This window comes from Lysinibacillus sp. KCTC 33748, from assembly GCF_002237755.1.
In the GTDB taxonomy this organism is placed as follows: domain Bacteria; phylum Bacillota; class Bacilli; order Bacillales_A; family Planococcaceae; genus Lysinibacillus.
This window is the reverse complement of record NZ_MWSJ01000018.1, coordinates 46,939-66,137: the sequence shown is the minus strand read 5'-3', so window position 1 is coordinate 66,137 and position 19,199 is coordinate 46,939. Positions and strand designations below refer to the sequence as shown.

At 37.8% G+C, this 19,199-nt stretch carries 18 protein-coding genes and 1 other annotated feature; all 18 genes read right to left on the bottom strand.

Annotation, left to right across the window (positions count from 1 at the left end; translation table 11 throughout):
* Positions 1-3: 3 nt before the first annotated feature.
* The gene (greA, locus tag B1B04_RS18450; RefSeq protein WP_079562862.1) at positions 4-492 is read right to left on the bottom strand and encodes a transcription elongation factor GreA; all 489 of its coding nucleotides are present in this window, start codon (positions 490-492) and stop codon (positions 4-6) included.
* A gap of 188 nt (positions 493-680) precedes the next feature.
* Entirely contained in the window at positions 681-1,319 is a 639-nt protein-coding gene (gene udk / locus B1B04_RS18445) for a uridine kinase (RefSeq protein WP_079562861.1), read from the bottom strand.
* Positions 1,319-2,599: a peptidase U32 family protein gene (locus B1B04_RS18440; protein ID WP_079562860.1), complete on the bottom strand. Its 1,281-nt coding sequence runs from the start codon at positions 2,597-2,599 to the stop codon at positions 1,319-1,321. The genes udk and B1B04_RS18440 overlap by 1 nt, the downstream gene beginning before the upstream one ends.
* 14 nt (positions 2,600-2,613) lie before the next feature.
* Complete coding sequence (locus B1B04_RS18435) at positions 2,614-3,546, bottom strand: peptidase U32 family protein (protein WP_079562859.1); 933 nt, start codon at positions 3,544-3,546, stop codon at positions 2,614-2,616.
* A 5-nt stretch (positions 3,547-3,551) separates the two neighbouring features.
* Positions 3,552-4,184: an O-methyltransferase gene (locus B1B04_RS18430; RefSeq protein WP_079562858.1), complete on the bottom strand. Its 633-nt coding sequence runs from the start codon at positions 4,182-4,184 to the stop codon at positions 3,552-3,554.
* 547 nt (positions 4,185-4,731) lie between these two features.
* The gene (mltG, locus tag B1B04_RS18425) at positions 4,732-5,859 is read right to left on the bottom strand and encodes an endolytic transglycosylase MltG (protein WP_079562857.1); all 1,128 of its coding nucleotides are present in this window, start codon (positions 5,857-5,859) and stop codon (positions 4,732-4,734) included.
* 480 nt (positions 5,860-6,339) lie between these two features.
* Positions 6,340-7,527, bottom strand: coding sequence for an acyl-CoA dehydrogenase family protein (locus B1B04_RS18420; protein WP_079562856.1), 1,188 nt, complete (start codon positions 7,525-7,527; stop codon positions 6,340-6,342).
* Complete coding sequence (locus B1B04_RS18415) at positions 7,527-8,870, bottom strand: LLM class flavin-dependent oxidoreductase (RefSeq protein WP_079562855.1); 1,344 nt, start codon at positions 8,868-8,870, stop codon at positions 7,527-7,529. Before B1B04_RS18415 ends, B1B04_RS18420 begins: the two co-directional genes overlap by 1 nt.
* A 79-nt stretch (positions 8,871-8,949) precedes the next feature.
* A complete protein-coding gene (locus B1B04_RS18410) occupies positions 8,950-9,786 on the bottom strand; it encodes a MetQ/NlpA family ABC transporter substrate-binding protein (protein ID WP_079562854.1) in 837 nt (278 codons plus the stop codon).
* A gap of 12 nt (positions 9,787-9,798) precedes the next feature.
* Positions 9,799-10,452 carry a methionine ABC transporter permease gene (locus B1B04_RS18405; RefSeq protein WP_079562853.1) on the bottom strand — a complete coding sequence of 218 codons (654 nt, stop codon included), beginning with the start codon at positions 10,450-10,452 and terminating at the stop codon, positions 9,799-9,801.
* Entirely contained in the window at positions 10,394-11,473 is a 1,080-nt protein-coding gene (locus B1B04_RS18400) for a methionine ABC transporter ATP-binding protein (RefSeq protein WP_079562852.1), read from the bottom strand. Before B1B04_RS18400 ends, B1B04_RS18405 begins: the two co-directional genes overlap by 59 nt.
* A gap of 47 nt (positions 11,474-11,520) precedes the next feature.
* A complete protein-coding gene (locus B1B04_RS18395; RefSeq protein ID WP_079562851.1) occupies positions 11,521-12,330 on the bottom strand; it encodes a MetQ/NlpA family ABC transporter substrate-binding protein in 810 nt (269 codons plus the stop codon).
* 320 nt (positions 12,331-12,650) lie between these two features.
* On the bottom strand, positions 12,651-13,178 hold the full coding sequence (locus B1B04_RS18390) for a DUF1292 domain-containing protein (RefSeq protein ID WP_079562850.1): 528 nt from the start codon (positions 13,176-13,178) through the stop codon (positions 12,651-12,653).
* Between the two features lie 585 nt (positions 13,179-13,763).
* The gene (locus B1B04_RS18385) at positions 13,764-14,072 is read right to left on the bottom strand and encodes a DUF1292 domain-containing protein (protein ID WP_049667728.1); all 309 of its coding nucleotides are present in this window, start codon (positions 14,070-14,072) and stop codon (positions 13,764-13,766) included.
* Positions 14,073-14,089: 17 nt separating this feature from the next.
* Positions 14,090-14,506, bottom strand: coding sequence for a Holliday junction resolvase RuvX (gene ruvX, locus B1B04_RS18380; RefSeq protein ID WP_079562849.1), 417 nt, complete (start codon positions 14,504-14,506; stop codon positions 14,090-14,092).
* A 2-nt stretch (positions 14,507-14,508) separates the two neighbouring features.
* On the bottom strand, positions 14,509-14,775 hold the full coding sequence (locus B1B04_RS18375; protein WP_004226839.1) for an IreB family regulatory phosphoprotein: 267 nt from the start codon (positions 14,773-14,775) through the stop codon (positions 14,509-14,511).
* Positions 14,776-15,160: 385 nt separating this feature from the next.
* Positions 15,161-17,821 carry an alanine--tRNA ligase gene (gene alaS, locus B1B04_RS18370; protein WP_079562848.1) on the bottom strand — a complete coding sequence of 887 codons (2,661 nt, stop codon included), beginning with the start codon at positions 17,819-17,821 and terminating at the stop codon, positions 15,161-15,163.
* 77 nt (positions 17,822-17,898) lie between these two features.
* Positions 17,899-18,113, bottom strand: a binding site (T-box leader).
* Positions 18,114-18,227: 114 nt separating this feature from the next.
* Entirely contained in the window at positions 18,228-19,181 is a 954-nt protein-coding gene (locus B1B04_RS18365) for a magnesium transporter CorA family protein (RefSeq protein WP_079562847.1), read from the bottom strand.
* Between the last annotated feature and the right edge of the window lie 18 nt (positions 19,182-19,199).

The following is a 19,199-nucleotide window of genomic DNA, read 5'->3' as shown; positions in this document are numbered from 1 at the left end:
AAATTATTTTATTGAAATAATTTTAACTTTCATTTCACCACCAGGTGTTTGTACGACAACCTCTTCGCCTTCAGCACGACCTAGCAAGCCTTTAGCAATTGGTGATTCATTTGAAATACGGAATTCCATTGGATCTGCCTCAGCCGAACCAACAATTGTATACGACTCCTCATCAGTTGATGGTTTTCCATTAATAATTTCTACAAATGTAACCGTTTTCCCTAATGATACGACACTATTATCTGATTCGTCCTCAGAAATAATAACTGCGTTACGAATCATTGATTTTAATGTAGAAATACGACCTTCTAAAAAGGCTTGTTCTTCTTTTGCAGAATCATACTCAGCATTTTCAGAAAGATCCCCGAAATCACGAGCGATTTTAATACGTTCTACGATTTCCTTACGAGTTTCCGTTTCTAATTTCACTAATTCTTCTTCTAATTTTCTTTTACCTTCAGCTGTCATTGGGTACTGTTTTTCGTTTGCCAAAGTTCTTCACTCCTTGTTTTCGTCAATATAAAAACATAAAACTCGATTAAATGCCTTGTAGGATCATTTAATCGAATTTTATTATTTTTAAACGTTTTTTCAAATTACGCTTTGACCTAATAGTATGCATGCCTTTCTGAAATATGTACAGATATGCATGTAAATATTGTCAATACCACTCTATCTTATTACAATACGTTGTCGGTTTCAAGAATAGTTTTAATCTTCGTTACCATTAAATCGATCGCAACCTCATTATCCCCGCCTTCAGGAATAATAATATCAGCATAACGTTTCGTTGGTTCAATAAATAAATTATGCATTGGTCGCACTGCCGATAAATATTGGTCGATGACAGAATCTGTTGTACGTCCACGCTCTTTTATATCACGCATTATACGACGAATAATACGTAAATCTGAGTCCGTATCTACATACAATTTAATATCCATTAAATCACGTAAATCTGCATCTTCTAACACTAAAATACCTTCTAATATAATAACGTCTACAGGCTCTACATGAATAACTTCTTTAGCTCTTGTATGCTGCACATAATCATATACTGGTTTTTCGATTGGTTGACGGACCAATAATTTTTTTAGTTGTTCAATTAATAAATCATTATCAAACGCTAACGGATGGTCATAGTTTGTACCTAAACGCTCCTCAAACGTTAAATGACTTTGATCTTTATAATAAAAATCTTGTTCAATTACAACTACTGAATGATCGCGGAAAACATCATAAATAGCACGTGTCACACTCGTCTTTCCCGAGCATGAGCCACCAGCGATTCCGATGACGACTGGACGATTTGCTGCCATTAATTATTCTCCTTTCGCATCATATTATGTGGTTTTAATGGTGTGTCGCATTTAAATTTAACAATTTGTAGAGGATGTCGCGCAGCATCTAAGCTATTGCCATCTTCATCCCAAATTTCACCCATTGTAACACGGAAATTTTCGATTTCTGGTCCAAAGAATTCTACCTCATCGCCAGGTTTAAAATAGTTACGTTGTTGCATTGTTACCATTTTCGTTTCTGAGTCATGCTCCAAAATTAAACCAGCAAACTCATAAGTCGTTTTACGGCCATGTACACCAAACATTTGCTCCTCGTGACCAGGCGCATCGTGGAAGAATGCTTCTGCAGTGTCACGGTTAGCACATTTGTCTAATTCCTCAAGCCATTCACGTTTAATTTTGAAATTGTCAGGGTACGCACAATAAGCGTCAATCACTTTGCGGTACACTGAAACAACTGTAGCAACATAGTGAATTGATTTCATACGACCTTCTACTTTTAATGAATCAATACCAAGCTCAATCATATGTGGAATTGCTTCAATTAGCTTTAAGTCTTTCGGGCTCATCGCGAAAGATGCGTGATTATCATCGAAAAGTGCCTTTTCTTCGCCATTCTCTAGCTCATATAAATCATAGTCCCAGCGACAAGATTGACAGCAACCACCACGGTTAGAGTCACGGGCAGTCATATGATTTGAAAGTACACAGCGACCAGAGTAGGCGATACACATCGCTCCATGAACGAATGCTTCAATTTCAATATCGACTTTTTCCTTCATCAGCTTCATTTCTTCGCCGCCTACTTCACGTGCTAATACTACACGATGTAAGCCTTCTTCTTTCCAATACTGGACAGCCTTCCAGTTTGATAAAGATTGCTGCGTAGAAAGATGAATTTCAAGCTTTGGTGCAGCTGTACGGCAAGTTTCAATGATCAGAGGGTCCGCTACAATAATGCCAGTAACACCTGCAGATTCAATATCTTTTAAATACTGCTCCAAGCCGTCCATATTTTCATTATGGGCAAAAATATTTGTCGTAACATAGATTTTCGCACCATATTTATTAGCGAATTCAACACCTTCGCGCATTTGTTCAATTGAGAAGTTATCTGCGTTTGAACGTAAACCGAATTCTTGTCCACCGATAAATACAGCATCTGCTCCATAATGAACTGCTACTTTTAATTTTTCTAAACTACCTGCAGGGGCAAGTAGCTCTGGTTTTTTTGTAATGACACGTTTCCCGTCTACAATCTCACGAATTTTGTCATTTTGTTCTAATGCTAATGCCATGTTCTTGCCACCTCCTAGTAAACTGTTTCCTTGAAGATAAAGCCAGTATCAAGAGGTCTGATGGCAGGCTGAATTTCTTCAATTTTAGCTAGTAAATCATCTTTAATATCTTCATACGCATCTTCTGATTCGTCAAAATATGTGTCAATTGCTTGACGATAAGCTTCTGATATTGTGACTACATATTCTGGTGTTTGAAGAACTCCTTCAATTTTTAATACATCTATGCCACCTTCGAATAATTCGCCAAGCTCATCAATAATGCACATATCGTTTGGACTGAAAATATGCGTACCGTTAGCATCTTCATAAATTGGATATTTATTATTACGCTCATCATCATGAAGGAACATATTGCGATTTTCCTTACGATTTTCAATTTCCATTACTTTATCTTGATATAAGAAATAATGGCCTAGTAATGGGCGTTTTGATTGGAACATACATGTCATTCCATGTACTTGAACCTCAACCTCTATTTCTACATTTTCTTTAATTTCTAGCACTTCATCTAAAGAAAGTTCACGTGATAGTACTGCGCGAGTTGCTCCGCGTTTCCCCCAATAATTTGCTGTAAACCAGTTCGTTGCAGTCGTTTCTGGATTCCAGTGTAGCGGTATTGTAACACCTTGTTCACGACGGATGATTAATACTGCCGGATCACCATAAATTAAACGGTCAACACCAATACGTTGCATTTCCTTTAAATATTCGGCAAGCGCATCCATTTTTTCATTATGGAATAGCGCATTTACCGCAACATAAACCTTTTTACCCGCTGCATGAATCAACTTTGTAGCTTCTTCCACTTCACTAACAGTAAATTCCCCTGCTAGACGAAGACCAAATTGTTGTTCACCAATGACAAAAGCATCTGCTCCAGCCTGTAAAAGTGCTTTTACATGGTCCACTGATTGCGGTGTAACAAGCAATTCAGGTTTTTTCATAATAGTCACCTCTTCAAACATAGTAATAAACCATCACCGACCGGTAAAAATGCACTAGTATAATCAGGGTGCTCCATAATCCAATCGGTAAAGTTTTTTAAATTTCGAATCATTGTACGCTTGCGACGCGGTACATCTTTTAAATCCAAATCTGATAAGCCATGCATATACATATTATCGATATATAGAACTCCGCCAGATTTTACAAGAGGCGCATACTTTTCAAAAAAGCGTTGATATTGTCCCTTTGCAGCATCGATAAAAACTGCATCGAAGGTCGTATGAATTGCTTCATCGTTCACCTCTAAAGCGTCACCTTCAATGACCGTTATACGATCTGAAACTGTAGAATGTTCAATATAAGCCTTTGCTCTCGCAACACGCTCAGTATCTCGCTCAATTGTAACGATATGCACGTTAGGTAAAGCGTCGGCCATTCTTATTGCAGAATAACCAATTGCTGTACCAATCTCTAAAATTTTCGACGGATTTTGAATACGTAGCAGTTGATTTAGTGCATCAATGCCTGCAAGCTGCATAATCGGTACATGATTCTCCTCCGCAAATGCTTCCATTTCTAAAAGCAATTCATTACGTGGTTGAATAAATGATTGAATATATGCATCTGATAATTCCATTTTTAAGTTCACCCTCATATCAATTATGCCTCGACATAATTGCGTCTGGAATCGGCTTTGTGCAAGCACACAGCCGATTTCGTGACATACGCCAGAGGCTTTAACTTCTTTCAGCGGATGCTTGGACATCTGTACCTAAGCTACGCTTTCGCTACAAAAACACTCGCTGAAAGAAGTTAAAAGGCAACGAGTAATCCCCGTTGTCTGTACTTCATCATTTAACAACAAAAAGAAAAAGACCAAACGTGATGTCTTGGTACTTCGTCATACAAAAATGAGCAATTGTTTTTATAAGCTTTAAACAATTGCCACCACGTATATTTTTCCGCATTAACGGACTGATTGAATTTTTCCCATGCGGATCGATTAAAAATCACAACTTATAATAGCATGAAAATAGAAGGAAAGCTATTTTTCTTTCCTTCTACCCACATTTTTACTATTTATTTTTTAATAATATCCAGTATATCTCGGCATAATTACGTTTTTTTGCAGATGTATGGACACACGCTGAAAAGTAACTTAACATCTCACAAATTAACTGAAATTACTCTGCATTGCGCAAATATTTTTGCTCTTTCTGTAAGTGTTCATCATATGTTTTCGAGAAGTGATTGACACCCTGTTTATCCGCTAAGAAGAAGAGATAATCTGTTTCACTTGGATTAAGCACTGCTTCAATTGAAGTTTTTCCAGCACCCGCAATAGGACCTGGTGGTAAGCCTTTATTTTTGTACGTATTATAGGCATTATCTACTTCTAAATCTTTATAAAGCACACGATCTTTATGAGATCCTAGTGCATATAAAACAGTTGGGTCTGTTTGCAGAGGCATTCCTTGATTGATACGGTTATAGAATACGCTCGCAATTGTTTCTCGATCTGTTTGAGCAGTAGCTTCTTCTTCCAATAATGAAGCAAATGTTATTAATTGATGTACTGACATTTGTTTTTCCGTAAGAGCATCGCTGTAATTTTTCACAACCTTGTCCATTGCCCCTACCATTTCGTCTACAATCGATTCCAATGTTGGTTTTTCTTCAAAATAAGAATACGTTGCAGGGAATAAATAGCCCTCTAAATCATAACGAATATTATCGGCTAAAACCGCATCCGTAACAAGCTCAGGATATTTAGCCTTCATTTGTTGAACAAATGTATCGCTTGTTACTAAGTCCATAAATTCCTTTTGAGTGTATGGTGTTTTCTTTTCCACAATATTACCGATTTGTTCAAGTGTTAAACCTTCAGGAATGGTCATTGCAAAGACTGGCGTACGGTAGACCTTTCCGGTTTTTAAACTTTTGATTAGTTCGTCTAATGTCATTGACTGTGATAAATCATATTTGCCTGCTTGAAACTGAGATTCATTTTTAAATTTGGCATAGTATTTAAAAACACGAGCATCTTTAATTAACCCTTTTTTCTCTAATAGAGTCGAAATAGAGCTTAAACCTGAACCAATTGGTACTTCAACTGCTATTGTTTTAGTGGCATCTGGATCTACTGGTTTTAATGCACTCTTCACATAATTATAGCCAATTAAACCGACTATCCCTAGAATTAGGACCAAAGCAATTGCAACAATAGCAACGATTTTTCTCACAACTTTTACCTCGGATTTTCTTTCTTGCATTTTTGAAAACATTTCTTGTTTTTTTGAACCGTTATTCACGGGTTTCCCCCCTATCACTCCATTATCATACTAGAAATCAACTTTCACGACAAACAGAAATAGATAATTCAGTAGAAAAAGCACATATCAATTATGCCTTGGCATAATTGTGTCCGGAATCGGCTTTGTGCTTGCACAAAGAACTCCTTTCCGATTCCGTGACATCCGCCGGAGGCTTTAACTTCTTTCAGCGGGTGTTTGGACAGCCGCTGAAAGAAGTTAAAAATAGCTTGCGACAATAGAATGAGTATAATAAATAAAAGTTGATTCCCTAGAATTAGTAAAAAAAGCTGAGACGAAAACAGTTTTAAAGCATTGATAACATACTAGAGAAAACTAGAAAGATAATAATGAGTCGTTTTGATTATTTGTAATGGAAAGCCCCTTCATAAAAAACAAAAATCTGCCAACAATATTGTTAGCAGACTCAATAATATTTTTTCCACAAGAACGGTTGGAAAACATCAAGATAAAGTGAACCTATAATTGAAAAGCTCCTTGTTTGACATCGACTAATAATCCCTTTGCAAGCTGTGTTATAACTACATCATCTGCTGGAGGATTAAAACGGCCACATTGAACATCTCGAAATAGTCGCTGTAATTTACTAGTCTTAGACAGACTTCGTCCACCAACAACTTGCATTGCTTTTGCTACGATATCAATGGCATTATTACAAATGACATACTTTGCAATGCTAACATCTTCAGAAAGTTGATCCTTAATCGCGGGATTTTGCTCTACTTGCGCTGCAATACTATACAATGTTCGGCGTGCCGTTTGATAAAGTATTTCCATTTCACCAATTTTTTGTTGGACATGACTTGCGAGTGCGATTGTATTTTCTAAACTGTATGAATAAGTATTTTTAGCAAAATCTATTGCATAATCCCTAGCAGCCCCAGCAACTCCTAAGTAAACAGCTGGAATTTCTAATGAATAGATACGGCCATCAGCTAAAAAACGGTTTATTTCATTTGGACGATGCTTGTATAGCAATGCCTCCTGCGGAACAAACGTGTCATGAAAAATAATATCATGACTACCTGTTGCACGCATTCCCATTGCATCCCAAGTATTAACAACCTCTACCTGATCATTTTTAGTTATTAAAAATTCAGCTGTTAAATTCTCTTCTTCTATATAGGCGATAATCGTAAATTGTTTTAAAATGGGGGCTAGGGAAGCAAAAGCCTTTTCACCTGTAATGATATAGCCTCCAGGCACTTTTTTTGCAATTGTGCCAGGTAAACTTCCGCGAGAAATATTACCTTTTCCTCGTTCGCTATTGATAATATTTAATAGAGAACCTTCTTTAACGGCTTTACGACTTAATTCCGCAAATATTGGCTCGGGCCACGTCTTCGCCTCACGAACGTTCAAAAAGGTTAATAAGTGCCAGCCAACAGACAATGCAGTAGAACCATCTCCTTTTGCTAATTGTTCTTGTACTAATAACATTTCATAAAGAGAAATTTCCTCACCGCCGTATTTTTTCGGCACGGTTAATTTAAAATAACCAGCATCCTCTAAAATTTTAAATTGCTCAAACGGAAATTCTCCACTCTCATCATATTTACCAGCAGTCTTGTCAATTTGTTGTGCCAATTCACTAGCATATTGGACTAGCTTTTGCTCACGATCGTTACGAATATAAATATCACTCATCAATGAGTCACCTTACTTTTCGTAAATCGATTTTGTGGTTTTTTCAGTCCTAAATGTTCCCTTAGTGTTGAACCTGTATACTCTTTTCGATAAATACCCCGCTCTTGTAAAATAGGCACGACCTTGTTCACAAAGTCTTCTAAATCACGTGGTAATAACGGAAACATTAACATAAAGCCATCTGCCGCTTCCTCTGTAATCCATCGCTCCATCTCATCAGCAATTTGTGTTGGTGTTCCAACAAAAGCATCGCGCTTCGCAGGACCAAATAGGCGTGCATATAATTCGCCAACCTTTAAATTTTCTTTTTTGATAATTTCTAAATGCTCATAGAAATGACTTTGAATACTGTTGACCTTAGGAAAATCCACTTCGATTGCAGGTGTATCTAACGAGTATTTAGAAAAATCCACATTTCCCATATAGCCTGAAACAAATTTTAAGCTCTCATATGGGTCAATCAACGCCTGTAATTCATTATACTTACGGATAGCCTCTTCCTCAGTATCCCCCACAATTGGCGATATCCCTTGGAACACAAGAAGCTCCTCCTCGGTGCGTCCAAATGGAGCAAGCTGTGCCTTTAAATGACGATAATGCTCCTTGGACTTTTCAATATCGTCCCAATGAACAAAAACAACCTCCGCTGTTCGCGCTGCTAATTTTTGCCCTGGTTTTGAAGCGCCTGCCTGAATAATAACAGGCTGCCCCTGAACGGAACGTGCAATATTTAATGGACCTTTCACTGATAAATATTCGCCTTTAAAAGCGGTTTCATGTACTTTATTACGATCATAAAAAATATTATTATCACGGTCGTAAACAAAAGCACCGTCCTCCCATGAATCCCATAATGATTGAACTACATCGATAAATTCCTCCGCACGTTCGTAACGATGATCGTGCTCCCAATGCTTGTCACGGCTAAAGTTTAAAGCCGTCTCTCCTGTGGCATCTGCTGTTGTCACTAGATTCCAACCTACTCTCCCATCACTAATATGGTCTACGGACATTAGCTGTCGCGCTAATACATATGGCTCACTATATGTGGTTGATGCAGTGGCACCAAGGCCAATTTTTGTTGTCGCAGCTGCCAAAGCTGTAATCTGTATTAGAGGATCAAAGCGATTTAAAATATGTGGATGTGATTCATGATTGATTGCTAAACTATCCGCAACAAAGGCAATATCAAACTTACCCTTTTCAGCAATTTGCGCCACCTTTTGCAAAGCTTTAATATCGATGCTTGCATTAACTTTTGCTAAAGGATGCTTCCAAGCTGCAATATGCATACCTGCCCCAATTAAATATAATGCAAGCTTTAACTCTTTTTTCTTAGTCATTTTGTCGTCATCTCCCTTTCATATGAATCAATCTCACTATCCATATATAAACAAAGGCATTAGGTAAATAAAGTGTTGGTCAATGAAGGTAAAATTCCTTCCATGTAGCTAATTCATCTAAAGGCATTTTCACCGGAATATAATTCCCTTTAGAAATATCTTTAATGAATGTAGCCGTCTCTTCACGCTGATAAATATCAATAATTTTTTTCAATGTCTCATTGTCCTTATCTTCGGGCCTTGCCACAATGACATTAATAAATGGTTTCGCCGTTACATTCTCATGAATAATGGCATCTTTCAATAGCAGTCCTGCTTCGACAGCAACCCCATTATTAATGATCGCAAAATCGGCATCCTCCATAACCCTCGGTGTCGTCGCACCATCTACTGGTAAAATGTTCAATTTTTTCGGATTATCTTTAATCCGATCCTCTCCACCGTTGCCATCAAAATTATCCGTAACCGTCAGTAATCCATTCTCCTGTAACAGCAGTAACGCTCTACCCCAGTTAGAAGGATCTTTTGGTACAGCAATTTTGGAGCCCTCTTTGATATCATCGAAGGATTTATATTTGTTAGAATATAAGCCTATCGGAGCCATGATCGTTGTGCCGATTGCCTGTAATTCTGTATCGTTACTCGTATTAAATAAATTTAAGTAAGCGACATGCTGAAATGCATTCATATCAACCTCCCCCTCCGCCAATGCTTGGTTCGGATCATATTGTGCTGAGAATGTCACTAAATCGAGATTTATATCTTCCTTAGCAGCCTGTTTTTTTATAAACTCCCATGTTTTCAATTCCGAGCTACGGATTCCAACCTTCACAGCATCTTTTTCATCTGCTTTTGCACAAGCAACTAGTAGGAACAGTAATGTTATTAAACCGAAAAAATAATTTAGTTTCCTCATATTAATTCTCCTTTATGACACCCTGCGTAATTTTCGTTCAAGACTATTTCCAATACTTTGAATGATTTGTACGAGTACTACTAGAATCACCACCGTGACTAAAATCGTGACATTGTCAAAGCGTTGATAGCCGTAAGTAATGGCTACATCACCAAGGCCACCTCCTCCAACTGCCCCTGCCATTGCAGTCGCCCCAATAAGCCCAATTGTTGCCGTCGTCACACTTAATATTAAAGAGGGGAAAGCTTCAGGTAGTAAAAACTTTTGAATAATTTGAAGTGGAGATGCACCCATTGCCTTTGCTGCTTCAATAATGCCTTCATCCACTTCCAATAATGAATTTTCTATTAATCTTGATATATATGGACCGATATGCAAGACGAGTGGCACAATGGCAGCTGTCGTACCTATTGCTGTTCCAACGAGCAAGCGTGTAAATGGAATGATAGCAACAAGCAAAATAATGAACGGAATGGAGCGCAAGGTATTGACGATGGGATTGATGATTGAGAAAATCATTGTATTTTCAAGAATATGCCCTTTTCTCGTCACAACTAAAGTAATCCCTAAAATAAAGCCTAAAATCGCACCAAAAAATAACGAAATACTAACCATGTACAGCGTGTCTAACACTGCGTCGATAATGATTTGTGAGCTCACCTTCATGTGCAATAACCTCCTCTATTTGAATATCTTTCGTTCGAATAAATTGATGTGCCTTTTCTATTTCCTTGTCTACGCCAACTAGTTCAACGATTAAATTACCAAAGGGAATCCCTTGTAGCTCTGTAATATTGCCAAACAATACATTTACATCAACATCAAACTTTTTTGCTACTTGAGAGACAACTGGTTGCCCAACGTCTACACCTATAAATTTCAAGTTATAAATTTTTTTAGAATGATCTATCGTTTTAAGTTGCTCGTAGACAGATTGTGGAATTTCATCTCGAACTACCGATTGTACAAAGTTTTTAGTTGTCTCCTCTTGCGGTGAAGAAAAAATTCTAAGTACACTGCCTGTTTCGATAACTTTTCCGTTTTCCATAACAGCTACACGATTGCAAATGTCCCTTATGACTTCCATTTCATGTGTAATCATTAAAATGGTAATGTTGTACTCAATATTGACTTTCTTGAGTAGCTCCAATATAGATTTAGTCGTTTGTGGATCAAGAGCGGAGGTCGCCTCATCACACAATAAAATTGTTGGCTTTGTGACAAGTGCACGAGCAATGCCCACTCTCTGCTTTTGTCCACCTGAAAGTTCATCGATATAACGCTCGGCTTTGTCCTGTAAACCAACAAATGCCAAAACTTCACTTACTTGATCTTCAATTTTTGATTTTTTAATGCCACTTAATACTAAAGGCATCGCAACATTTTCAAAGACGGTTTTAGAACGGAGCAGATTGAAGTGTTGAAAAATCATACCAATGTTTTTCTTTTCCTCGCGAAGCTGCTTTTTACTTAATGTTGTCAGCTCCTTGCCATTCACAAGAACGCGACCAGACGTTGGTTCCTCCAGTAAGTTCACTGTCCGTATTAATGTACTTTTACCAGCACCGCTAAAGCCGATAACACCAAAAACATCACCCTTTTGAATCGTTAAATTAATATGATTTAATGCCGCTACAACGGTTGTTCCTACCTGAAATTCCTTTGTCGTTTCGATAAACTCAATCATTTCACGTCTACCTCCTTAGCATTTCATTTATTTTTGATACGCCCGACTTAAAATGCTGGAACGACAGCTCCTTTATACTGATCTTCAAAAAAAGCACGTGCCTTTTCGCTCGTCAACCATTTAACAACCGTTTGAATTGCTGGATCATTTTGTTTTTCTTTTGTCGTCGCAATAATATTGACATATGGCGATTCTGGACCTTCGATAATAAGTGCATCTTCCACAGGGTTATAACCCCCTTCTAAGGCGTAGTTCGTATTAATTGCCGATGCATCTACATCATCTAGTGAACGAGTTAATAACTGAGAATCAACACCGATAAATTGAATATTTTTTTCGTTTTTTGTAATATCCTCGATTGTAAAATCATTTTCTTTTGCTTTATTCAATTCGATTAGTCCATAATTCTGAAATAGTAGTAAAGCCCGAGAGAAATTGACGACATCATTTGGAACGGAAACCTTTGCGTTTCGTGGTAAATCATTTATATTTTTGATTTTTTTAGAGTACACACCAAATGGTTCAATATGAATTCCTTTTACACTCACTAAATCTAAATGACTTTCATTATTCGTCTGTTCTAAAAATGGAATGTGTTGAAAGTAATTGAAATCTAGTTCACCATCTGCCGTTTGCTGATTTGTTTGAACAGCATCTTTTAAGATGGAAACGTCTAATTTCACGCCATCTTTTTCAAGATCCTTTGCTAAATACTCTAATACTTCCGCATGTGGTACATTGGCTGCCCCTACCTTTAATGTTACTGTTTCGTCTTTACTCGCTTCTCCTTTGTTTGTGCAACCTACCAACAAACCTATCACTAATACACCGACTAGCAGTCCCCATATTAACCTCATGTTTAATTTCCTCCTTTGTAAATAAACTTACTTGGTTTAATGTAAAACAAATCTTATCTGTTTACTTATGATTGGTCAACGTTCGATATCTCACTTAATTTATAAATATTTAAAAATTCAGACAAAACAAAATACAAGAAATCAATTTCTCTCTCGAAAAACACGTAGATTTTCTCGAAAATGCATAAATCTAGTTTTCATATAGAATGTTTTTACATAATAGATAGAAATTTTCTATTAATACTTCTCAGGCGTCGCTCCATATTAATCGTTACTCAATAAAAAAACTCTGAGTAGCAAGTTACTACTCAGAGTTCTAATTACAATTCATTTAATACATCTTCAACAAATGCCCATTCTTCTTCTGTTTCAATTGGTAATAAATCTTCAATCGTTCCGTCATTTCCAGATACGTATTGAGAAGCAAAAATGTCTCGATCTTCTATTGGCTCGTCCGTTGCTAGAACATAAAGTACATAAGATTTGCCAAATTGTTCTGATGAAAATGTATGAATAACCTCACATACTTGATCTTCCCCATGCTCATCTGTAATTGTAAATTGCTGCGGCCCTTCTTCAAACTCGTCTAAAAGTGTCAGGACCACTTCATTAATCATTTCCCATTCTGCCTCTGTTTCAACAGGCTGTAAATTTGTCATTTCTCCATTGTTATCATCATAATCAAATGTCATAGCAGAAATGTCACCTGGAATTTCATTCCCATCCTCGTCAATTAACGAAAACAATACATATGATTTTTCTTCTGCATCGAAGGTGAAAACAACACGACACTTTTGCTCCTTGCCATTCTCTCCAATGATCAGAAATTCTTGTGTTTCCTCGTTCATTTAATTTCCTCCTTAATTAGGCTAAATTATGTTTCTGACGTGCCATTTAGGTGTGGTATAAAAATTTCACCTTTAATTCATTGGATTCGCCATAGTCTCACATAACTTCACAGTTTATGGCTCATCACCATATCGTGTAGTTGATTTCCGTTCCGGTCGGTCGCTTTACTGTTGCTGTCGCTTCGCTTTCGCACAGTTAAAACATTTGTTGCTGTCGCTTCGCTTTCGCACAGAGCTTCCTGGGGGCGTCCGATGAGCCACAAGGAGTCGACCAGCCTCCACTCCAATCAACAATATACAGGCATATATAAAAATGTCATCCACAACTTTTAGTATTCAAAAGTAAAAAAGGAACAAGGAGTGCTTGTTGCCATCCTTGTTCCAAACTTATCAATTATGCCTCGGCATAATTGCGTCCGGAATCGGCTTTGTGCAAACACAAAGAACTCCTATCCGATTCCGTGACATCCGCCGGAGGCTTTAACTTCTTTCAGGACATTTGCTGAAAAGTGACTTATACCCGTATTCATCTCTCCCCTATAGAGTTGAGAGATGAATACTGAAAGAAGTTAATGACTACGATGATTATTCTTCGTTTTCATCCTCTAATGCGTTTAATACGTCTTCTACCATATCCCACTCTGCTTCAGTTTCGATTGGTGTTAATTCACCATCTTCACCATTTTCAGATGGAACGAATGAAGATACGAAGATTTCAACAGAGCCATCCTCATCTTCTTCTGCGCCTACCATAGAGTAAAATACGTATGATTTGCCGAATTCAGCTGATTCATGTACGTGAATTACTTCACAAAGCTGTTCATTTCCGTTCTCGTCAATTACTGTAATATGTTGTACGTGTAGTTCTTCTTCATGGTTATGCTCTTGTGCCATGGTTGTCACCTCATCAATTAATTTTTGCTATCCAAGTAGCCTTGTAAAATCATCACAGCAGCCATTTTATCAATGACTTGCTTACGCTTTTTGCGACTCACGTCTGCTTCGATAAGCATACGCTCAGCAGCCATCGTTGTTAAACGCTCATCCCAAAGTTTGACCGGTAGTGAAAATGTCTCTTCTAAAAGCTTTTTATAGTTTTCAGAAGCCTCCCCACGCGGTCCAACCGTATTATTCATGTTTTTCGGGTATCCTACAACAAATTCTGTTATAGCGTACTCCTTCACTAACTCAGCTATTCGCTCAATGCCGAACTCACCGTTAGCTTCATCAATCTTTACGGTTTCAATACCTTGAGCCGTCCACCCTAAAGCATCACTTGCAGCAACGCCAACTGTTTTTGACCCAACGTCTAATCCCATAATTCTCATTTCTAGTCCTCGTTATTCTTTTTAATATAAAACTTAACAAGCTCTTCTAGAATTTCGTCACGCTCAAGCTTGCGAATTAAATTACGAGCATCCTGATGGCGAGGAATATACGCCGGATCACCAGAAAGTAAATAACCGACAATCTGATTGATAGGGTTATATCCCTTTTCCTCTAATGAAGAATGTACCTTCAACATTACCTGCTTGACTTCCTGTTCCATTGATTCTTCTGGAAAATTAAATTTCATAGTTTGATCAAATGAACTCATGACCAGCACCTCGCTTTCAGAAATAAGGAGATGTGCAAAAAAGCTCATCTCCAATTTCTCTTTATTATAACATGTTTTGGCGTATTATCAATTATGCCTCGGCATAATTGCGTCCGGAATCGACCTTGTGCTTAAGCCGACACGATGTCGGTCATTTCGGTAATGCCACAGGACGTGGCGTTTTTACCGATGCAGGGCAGTTAGCCGTTATCGCATGGATGCGATGATTGCTAACATCCCCTAAGAACTTCTTTCCGATTCCGTGACATCCGCCGGAGGGTTTAGCCCAGCACGATGCTGGTCACTCAGGCGTTTTCACAGGATGTGAAGTTCTTAGCCTGAGTTCCTCTATTTCAGCGGGTGTTTAGACACCCGCTGAAAGAAGTTAAATGGATTTAACATAATCATACACAGAAAGTAGTGCTTCATCAAGTTTTGATGCTTCTTTTGCACCTGCCATCGCCATATCTGGACGACCGCCACCTTTACCACCACATGCTTCTGCTACCATTTTTACGATATTTCCGGCATGGTAATTGCCACCAACTAAATCTTTTGTTACTCCAGCACATAGCATAACCTTTTCGCCATCGACAGCACCAAGAACGATAACAGCCTTAGGCATTTTAGCTTTCAAGTCATCCATCATTTGACGAAGTTGATTGTTGTCCTTTGCTTCAACTTTAGTAGAAAGAACAGTTACATCCTCAAAAGTTTGCGCCGCGTCCACAATAGCCCCTGCTTGTGCATTGGCGATTTTTTGTGATAATGCTTCATTTTCGCGTTGTAAATCTTTGTAATCAGCTTGTAACGCTTGTACTTTTGTCACAAGATCTTTTGGATTTGCTTTTAATAATGCTGCCGCTTCGTTTAATAAAGCTTCTTCCTCTTTTACAGCTTCATAGGCAACTTTACCTGTCACAGCCTCGATACGACGAGTACCTGCACCGATACCACCTTCTGAAACAATTTTGAAGAAACCAATTTCAGAAGAGCGTTTTACGTGTAAACCACCGCAAAGTTCAATAGAGTAATCACCAATTGAAACAACGCGAACGATATCGCCATATTTCTCACCGAATAGTGCCATTGCTCCCATAGCTTTCGCCTCATCGATGCCTTTTTCTTCAATAACGACTTCTATATCATCCCACACTTTTTCATTTACAATACGTTCAATTTGTTGTAATTCCTCTTTTGTTACTTGTCCAAAGTGAGAGAAGTCAAAGCGTAAACGGTCAGGTCCTACATATGACCCAGCTTGGCTAACATGGTCGCCTAGTACATCTTTTAATGCACGTTGCATAATATGTGTTGCTGTATGGTTTTTAATAATTAAATTACGTTCATCACGGTTAACTAATGCTTTTACAGCATCTTCAACATGCATTTCTCCAGATTCTACAAGTACAGTATGAAGCGGCTGACCATTTGGAGCTTTTTGTACATCTTTTACAATGGCAGTAAAGCTATCATTAGCAATCACACCGCTATCTGCAATTTGACCACCCATTTCAGCATAGAATGGTGTTTCAGTTAAAATAACTAATGCTTCTTGCCCCTCAGATGCTACTTTTGACACTTGGCCGTTGACAATAATCGCTGCCACTTCTGTGTCTGTCGTTAATGTATCATAGCCTACAAATTCACTTGCAACCGTCAAGTTTGCTAGCACTTCGTTTTGTACTTGCATAGAATCCACATCTTGACGAGCTGCACGTGCGCGTTCACGTTGTTCTTCCATTGCTACTTCAAAGCCTTCATGATCTACCTTCATGCCTACTTCTTCCGCATACTCTTCTGTTAATTCGATTGGGAAACCATAAGTATCATATAAACGGAATGCATTTGCACCTGGAATATAGTCATGGCCTGCTGCTTTTTGAGCTTCTACCACTTCGTTAAAGATAGCAAGACCACCATCTAATGTTTCATGGAAGCGAAGTTCTTCGTTTTTAATAACACGTTGGATAAACTCGCATTTTTCCGTTACTTCTGGGTAGAAATCATTCATAATTTCACCAACAGTTGGTACTAATTCAAACATAAATGGCTTTTCAATGCCGATTTGTTTTGCATAGCGCACAGCACGACGTAGTAAACGACGTAATACATATCCACGACCTTCATTTGAAGGAAGAGCACCATCTCCAATAGCAAACGCCACTGTACGAATATGGTCAGCGATTACTTTAAATGGTGTATTGATATCTTCTTCCGAACCGAAGATTTCACTTAGCGCGACTTCACCTGGACGTTTGTATTTGCGATTTGCCAACTGCTCGATTTTTTCAATAATAGGCATGAATAAATCAGTATCAAAGTTCGTTGGAACATTTTGAACTACCGATACGATGCGCTCTAGACCCATACCAGTATCAATATTTTGCTTTGGAAGTGGTGTATATGTGCCATCAGGATTATGGTTGAATTGAGAGAACACTAAGTTCCAAATTTCAAGATAGCGTTCATTTTCACCACCTGGATACATTTCTGGATCAGTTTCATCTGAACCATATTCTTCCCCACGGTCATAAAAAATTTCTGAGTTAGGACCTGATGGACCTTCACCGATATCCCAGAAGTTCCCCTCTAGACGGATTAAACGCTCTTCCGGAATACCAATTTCGTTATGCCAAACGTCATACGCTTCTTGGTCTTCAGGATGAATCGTAATCGATAAAAGTTCTGGATCAAAGCCCATCCATTTTTTATCCGTTAAAAACTCCCAAGCATAATGAATAGCTTCTTTTTTAAAGTAATCCCCAATTGAGAAGTTACCTAACATTTCAAAGAACGTATGGTGACGAGCTGTTTTACCTACGTTTTCAATATCGTTTGTACGAATTGATTTTTGGGCATTTGTAATACGCGGATTTTCAGGAATGATACGACCATCGAAATATGGTTTAAGTGTTGCAACACCTGAGTTAATCCAAAGTAATGATGGGTCATTGATCGGCACAAGTGGTGCTGATGGCTCATGATGATGACCTTTTTCTTTAAAGAATTCTAGATACATGCGGCGAATTTCTACTGCTTTCATTTGAAAAGTTCCTCCCTATATGTTTGTAAAATTACGAGATGAATCCGCAAATAAACATAAAAAAGCCCTCATCCCAAAAAAGGGACGAGGACTTGTAATTTATCTCGCGGTACCACCCTAGTTGTAAGTAAAAGTATACTTACCTCTTTAGCACTTGTAACGTAAGTGAACGGCAGGGATTAACTGCACTCTGGAGTAGCTTTCGGTATTCGCTATTGTGAGGATTTTTTCAGCCAAGAAATCCCTTTCTTTTACACGCACAAATACGTACTTTTTCCATCATCGTTTTTTACAATTTTCTAACAAGAATTATAAAAAAAATATGTTCTTCTGTCAATTGGCACTATAATTGCTAATCATAACTAAGCTCAATTTTTCTCCAAGGTAATTATCCTTCACACCGAGGCTATCGTGAGAAATAATTTTTTTTGTAAAAAACGAGAGTAGACAATCCTGTTAACAAGAACATTACAACAATCACTATCCAAAATGCATTTGATGTATTTTGATATGGTAGAGGTACATTCATTCCATAAATACTGGCAATTAACATAGGCACCGATAAGATGATTGTAAATGAAGCTAGTAATTTAAGGACTTGGCTTACGTTGTTTTGAATTACGTTACCATATGCATCCATAATATTATTTAAATTAATTTGATTAATTTCCGTCACTTCATATGCCTGATCTAATTCAATAAGCAAGTCGTCTAAAACACTTGCATCGTCTTCGTCTAATTTGATAGAGCTACCATGTAATATTTTTTGCATCGTAAATTTCATTTGTTTAAGAGAAGTTACCATATATATAAGACTTTCGTTTAAGTTAAGGAGTGTATACATCTCACTATTACGATATGACTTAGAAAGTTCTTTTTCTGCTAAAGTGATTTCCCGTTCAATTGTAGCTAAAAAACGAATATATGCTCGAGCCGTTATACTTAATATATTTAAAGTGTTACGCGTTTTCATATGTGTCTCACAGAGAGTCATTTCGCCGTTAAAGAAATCCTTCATAAAAGGTAGCTCCTCTCTACACATCGTTATCATATGATTTTTTTTGTGTATGATACCCATTGGGATTGTCCGATACTTCACGTCTTGATCAGAACTCTCGACATCTAATTGATCATATGGGACATGAATAACTATCAAGACCGCTCCGTTGCGCTCTTCAATTCGCGGGCGTTCTTCTATATCAAGTGAATCAGTTAAAAAATTGTTTGGAACACCAAGAGCTGCCTCTACATGTTCAATTTCACTTGTTGTTGGTGCTTCTAGATGAAGCCAGCTGTTATAACCAATTTTTGATGTTTGTTCAAGCTTACCTTCTGAGGTACTTTTGTTAATTAAAAGCATTTTATAACACAACCTTTC